5 protein-coding genes and 1 pseudogene are annotated in these 5,072 nt (G+C 70.5%); 2 read left to right on the top strand and 4 right to left on the bottom strand.

Annotated elements, in window-relative coordinates:
* Positions 1-25: 25 nt before the first annotated feature.
* Positions 26-1,273, bottom strand: a complete 1,248-nt coding sequence (locus AOK23_RS34485) for a cytochrome P450 family protein (protein WP_055716468.1) — start codon at positions 1,271-1,273, stop codon at positions 26-28.
* 197 nt (positions 1,274-1,470) lie between these two features.
* On the opposite strand from AOK23_RS34485, the gene AOK23_RS34480 reads away from it, so the two are divergent.
* On the top strand, positions 1,471-1,863 hold the full coding sequence (locus tag AOK23_RS34480) for a hypothetical protein (protein WP_055716467.1): 393 nt from the start codon (positions 1,471-1,473) through the stop codon (positions 1,861-1,863).
* Between the two features lie 28 nt (positions 1,864-1,891).
* Here the strand turns inward: AOK23_RS34480 and AOK23_RS34475 are convergent, their stop codons facing one another.
* Together AOK23_RS34475 and AOK23_RS34470 are read right to left on the bottom strand one after the other, a co-directional pair.
* Complete coding sequence (locus AOK23_RS34475) at positions 1,892-2,308, bottom strand: DUF6114 domain-containing protein (RefSeq protein ID WP_206336377.1); 417 nt, start codon at positions 2,306-2,308, stop codon at positions 1,892-1,894.
* A complete protein-coding gene (locus AOK23_RS34470) occupies positions 2,305-2,967 on the bottom strand; it encodes a DUF6230 family protein (protein ID WP_055716466.1) in 663 nt (220 codons plus the stop codon). Before AOK23_RS34470 ends, AOK23_RS34475 begins: the two co-directional genes overlap by 4 nt.
* A gap of 688 nt (positions 2,968-3,655) precedes the next feature.
* Here AOK23_RS34470 and AOK23_RS34465 point away from each other — a divergent pair.
* Positions 3,656-4,309, top strand: coding sequence for a hypothetical protein (locus AOK23_RS34465; protein ID WP_055716465.1), 654 nt, complete (start codon positions 3,656-3,658; stop codon positions 4,307-4,309).
* Between the two features lie 124 nt (positions 4,310-4,433).
* On the opposite strand, the pseudogene AOK23_RS34460 reads toward AOK23_RS34465, so the two are convergent.
* Positions 4,434-5,072: pseudogene (locus AOK23_RS34460) on the bottom strand (lytic polysaccharide monooxygenase); the annotation flags it as partial.

The raw sequence follows: 5,072 nt of genomic DNA, 5'->3' as shown, positions 1-5,072 counted from the left end.
CCCGCACAGGCGAACGGCGGCCCCCTCACCCCACCCGTACAGGCAACCGCCGATGCCCGTTGGAGATGAACGACTCCACGTACCCCAGCTCGTCCCCCTCCGCCCCCAACCGCAGCGCGGGGAACCTCTCGAACAACGCCGGCAGGGCGATGCGCGCCTCCATCCGCCCCAGCGGAGCGCCCACGCAGAAGTGCACCCCGTGCCCGAACGCGAGGTGCTCCTTGTCGACGCGGGTGACGTCGAAGACGCCCGCGTCCTTCCCGTGCCGTTCGGGATCGCGCCCGGCGGCGGCGTACGCCGCGAGGATCGCCTCGCCCTTGCCGATCACCACCCCCTCCGGCCCGCCGAACGCGGCGAGGTCCAGGTCCTCCACCGCGTACCGCAGCGGCAGGCTCGCCACCGGCGCCTCGTACCGCAGGGTCTCCTCCACCACGTCGTCCCAGGTCGCCCGGCCCTCACGGACATGCGCGAGCTGCTCGGGGTGGGTGAGCAGGGAGTGCACGGCCTGGTCGAGGAGGTTCACCGTGGTCTCGTGGCCGGCGCTGATCATCAGCACCAGGGTGTCCAGCAGTTCCTGCTCGCTGAGCCGCGCGTCGTCCTCGTCGCGGGCCGCGATCAGCCCGGTGGTCAGGTCGTCGCCGGGCGTGGCCCGTTTCGCGGCGACGAGTTCGCCGAGGACGCCGTAGAGCCGCTCGTAGGCCGCGGTCATCTCACCGGGGTCGGCGGACGTGTCGAAGAGACGGTCCACCAGCTCCCGCAGTTCCGGCGCCCGTTCCTCGGGCAGCCCGAACAGCTCGCTGATCACCCGGATCGGCAGGGGGTAGCAGAACTCCTCCCGCAGGTCGACGCTTCCGCCGCCGCGCAGGCCGTCCTCGACGTGGTCGAGCAGTTCCTCGGTGATCTTCTCGATGCGGGGGCGCATCGCGGCCGTCCGGCGCGCGGTGAACGCCTTGGCGACCAGGGTCCGCAGCCGTTTGTGGTCGCCGCCGTACGCGGTGAACATGTTCTGCACGGCGACCCAGGTGAACAGCGGCCACTCCGGGGTGATCTCACCGGCCGCGAACCGCGGCCAGTGGCGCCGCGCGTCCTTCGACAAACGGGGATCGGTGAGCAGCCGCTTGAGCAGCTCGGGGCTGCTGACCGCCCACGCCTCGACGGCGGGCGGCCCCGGGAGCACCACACGGGTCGCCGGGCCGTGCGCGCGGATCCGGTCGGCCTCGCCGTGGATGTCACGGCCGGACGCGTCAATGACTAACGGGCTGGGGTTGCCCATCGGGTCCTCCTGCGGTCGGGAACACTGCCACGGCGCACCGTGGAAACCCGGTCACGCTACGGCTCCGCGGTGTCGCGGGGCGAGTTCACGGGCGGCGCGCTGCGTACGCGGGCAACTTCCCTGCGCGTTCCCGCAAGTCGGGTGCGGGAGCGGCTCCTAGGATCGGGCCCACCCCCCTTGAAGAGCCGGTGAGTGCCATGACTGTCAGCTGGGCCCCGCGCTGGATGTGCTCGTACAGCCCCGAGGTGCGGACGGTGCCCGCCGGGCGCTGGTGGAACGCGGTCCGGGTGCCGGTCGCCCTCGGCGTACCGGCGTTGACGGCCCTCGGGGACGCCACGGGAGCCGTCATCAAGGACGGCTTCGGCGGGATCATGTACTGGCTGGTGCCGCCCGGCGACGGGGCCGACTGGCGGATGGCGGGCGTGCAGGTCCTCGGAGCGGGCTGCCATGTGGCGGTCCCGCCTCTGCGCCGCACCTCGGGCCCCGGCCTGTACTGGCGGGTGCCGCTCTCCCACGACCGCTACTGGACCGACACGGCCCGTCTGGGCGCGGCCCTGACCTCGGCAGCGCAGTTCCCCGCGCCCCTCTAGGGGGCGCGGGGTCGTCGTACCGCGGGTGCTACGCCTCGGCGGGCTGCTCCTGCTGGTGCGGCTTCGCGGCCCGGTCGCGGGCGCGGTCCTTGCGGGTGCGCCGGGGTTCCTGGTCCGGCAGCCACCCGAAGGCGAGCGTGCTGCCGACGGCGCCCATCAGCAGGCCGACGACGAACCCGCCGATGTTGGACGTGAGCCAGGTGCCCAGGGAGAGCAGGATCCCGAGGATGGAGTAGAACAGGCGCTGGGACGGGTTGAAAATGATCAGCAACCCGCACACGATCATCAGCGAGGGCAGCAGATAACCCGCCAGGCCCTGCATTCCGATCTTCAGGATGACGGGGAGCGGTGCCTTCATGGTCACCAGGATCTCCGCGCCGCCCAGGAACAGCAGCAGCCCGCCCGCGAAGGGCCGGCGTCCTCTCCACTCCCGGAACTCGTTCACTTCGGGCAGCCCTCGCTCTGGAATCGCATGTGCAGGTCGGGCAGCTTGAAGACGGCCGCGGTGGCGGCGTAGTTGTGCTGGTACAGGTCGGTGATGGTGACCGAGTCGGCCTGCTGGCCGTAGACACCGGGAGGACCCTGCTGTCCGACCTTGTCGAACGTGCTGGAGTCACGGCCGATCTCGATGTTGTTGAACGAGGCGTCGCCGCTGATGTCGTCGGAGTCGATCGCCAGGTTCTTCACGCTCACCGGCGTGGACTTGTTGCCCGCGGTGAGGACGAGCTGGATGCCGCCGAGGTCGACGCTCTGGCACAGGTTGGTCAGCTTGCCGCTCTTGACGACCGAGGTCACGACGAGCACCTGGCCGCCGGTGTCACCCTCGTTGGGGCTGTTCTCGATCATGTGGTCCAGCGCGCCGAACTGGGCGAAGCCCTCACCTTCGAGCTTGTCGGCGGTGACGACGAACGGCATGCCGGAGATGGCGAACTGGACACCCAGGGCGCCCTGCGCGGTGAGGATCATCAGACCGGCGGCGACCGCTGTGGCCGGCACCGCCATCACGGCGGCGCGCTTGAGGCGGACCCGCCCGTGTCTGCCGGATGTTTCGGAACCCTCGGGTCTTTCGTTGGTGGACGCCGTGGCGTCCGAGGACGAGGCCATGTGTGCTCCCTGGACCTTTAAGTCATTGCAGATGGGGCTTCGACGGCACGTTGTCCTGGCGCGGACAGCGGTTGCGGCGCACGCCTGAGCACACCTCCCGAGGGTGCAAGGGCTTACTTGCTACGCCGCAGTAGCCAATCCGGAAGTTACCGGTGGTTACATTCAAGGGTCAAGGTGCTTGTGGCAAAAGGATGTTGGTTGTGCCGCCCCTGTGAAAGGTGAACATCTCTCACCTTTGGTTTTGTCCTTCCCCGATCTTCCGCACCGCATGTCGGGCGGCATTTTCCGGCACCCAACTTCCTTGCGATGCCTTGACGTTGACTCTCACTCAGGTCTACAACTCTCCCGGGTTTCCCCCAACGGATCCGTGGCGCCGGATCCGACGCGCAGCGCCCGTCACCGTCCCGAGCCCCCGTCATCGACGGGGTGCGGGTGACACGGAAAGCGCTGCGCGGCCCGACGCGGTACCACCCCTCACCGGTGCCGGTCACGGTCGCCTTCCCCTCCACTGGGCCGTGCCCGGATCCCGGACCCGTCGCTGTCGATCCGTCACGTACGGAGAAGGCGTGTCACGGATCGGCAGCGACCGAACGGCGCCGAGCGGCATCGCCGCGTTCCCCCGCGCGAACGGTGTCCACCCGCGCGCACTCACCCGCAGTTCTCATCCTCCTGAGAAGAGGCACTCCCCATGCGTACGCGATCCCTCCTTGCCCTCGTCGGAACCACCGCCGCCCTGATGGTGTCCGCCGTCAGCCCCGCCTCCGCCGCCGACACCGTGCTGACCACCGGCGGAGCCGCCGGTGACGCGGTCGCGGTCGGCGACGTCCTCAACGCCACCCTCGCCTCCGGCACGGCCGCCACGTTCCGCTCCAGCGCCACCGGCACGAGCGGCATCTCCTGCGCCGAGTCGGCCTTCAACGCCACCGTCACCGACAACCCGGCGGCGCCCGGCACGGCCACCGAGTCCGTCACCGCGCACACCTTCGGCAGCTGCACCAGCAACGTCTTCGGTGTGACCGGCGTCAACAGCATCACGGTCAACAACCTGCCCTACACGACGACCGTGACCTCGGACGGTGTCGTCACCGTCAGCCCGCAGGCGGGCTCGGTCATCCAGACCACCGTCGTCCTGCGCACCCTGCTGGGCACCATCAACTGCGTGTACCAGGCGCCCAGCATCAACGGCACGTCCAGCAACGCCGACAACAGCATCAACTTCACCGCCCAGCCGTTCGCCCGGGTCTCCGGCTCGTCGCTGTGCTTCAGCACCGGCTACTTCACCGCGAAGTACTCGCCCGTCACCGACGGCAGCCAGGGCGGCTCCACGGTCTTCGTCAACTGACGCCGACCCGCGCACACCCACCTGGTCCGGCCGGTCACCTGGGTTCTCACTGATCCGGCCGGACCCTTGAGTACTCACTGATCCGGCCGACCGACCGAGTACTCACCGGCCGACACGGCCACCGTCAGCGGCGCCTGCGTCCGCGGAGGAAGAGGGCGGCGCCCGCGGCGAGCACCATCGCCGCGGCGCCCCCCGCCACCAGCGGAACGGAGGTGCCGCTGTCGTCGGTGGTGGAGGCCACGGGGCTGCCGGGCACCTCCGCCCCGCCGCCGGCCGCGGCCTCCCCGGACGCCGAGGACGGCTCGCGGGAGGGGGTGGGCGTCGGCGTGGGAGTGGGCTTCCCGGCCTTCGGCTCCCTGCTCGGCGTGGACTCCCCGGAGGCGTCCGGCGTCCGCTCCGCCCGCTTCCCACCGGCGTCCGGGTCGGCCTTCGCGGCCGCCGGGAACACCACGTCCGAGCACGAGTAGTACGTGTCCACCGTGCTCGTGTTCTGCCAGATCGTGTACAGCACGTGGTGGCCCGAGCGGTCGGCCGGCAGCTTCGCCGAGAAGCGGTACGAGCCGTCCCGCAGCGGCGGGTCGGTGACCGAGGCGAACGGCCGCTCGGGCAGATCGGCCCAGGTGAGCGGCTTCTTCGGGTCGTACCCCGGCTTCGTCAGGAACAGCTTGAACGTCCCGGTGTGGGGGATCGTCGACCGGTACGTCAGCTTCAGCGTGCCGCCGGGGGCGAGGCGCGTCGAGGGCCAGTCGGCGCGGGCCAGGTC

Origin of the sequence: Streptomyces torulosus, from assembly GCF_001419765.1 — a bacterium.
In the GTDB taxonomy this organism is placed as follows: domain Bacteria; phylum Actinomycetota; class Actinomycetes; order Streptomycetales; family Streptomycetaceae; genus Streptomyces; species Streptomyces torulosus.
Note: the sequence above shows the minus strand (reverse complement) of the source record. Positions and strands in the feature narration are given on the sequence as shown.

Excerpts from the sequence above, each read along its gene's own strand:
- AOK23_RS34470 (WP_055716466.1), bottom strand. The coding sequence starts at position 2,967 with ATGGCCTCGTCCTCGGACGCCACGGCGTCCACCAACGAAAGACCCGAG.
- AOK23_RS34480 (WP_055716467.1), top strand. The coding sequence starts at position 1,471 with ATGACTGTCAGCTGGGCCCCGCGCTGGATGTGCTCGTACAGCCCCGAG.
- AOK23_RS34465 (WP_055716465.1), top strand. The coding sequence starts at position 3,656 with ATGCGTACGCGATCCCTCCTTGCCCTCGTCGGAACCACCGCCGCCCTG.
- AOK23_RS34485 (WP_055716468.1), bottom strand. The coding sequence starts at position 1,273 with ATGGGCAACCCCAGCCCGTTAGTCATTGACGCGTCCGGCCGTGACATC.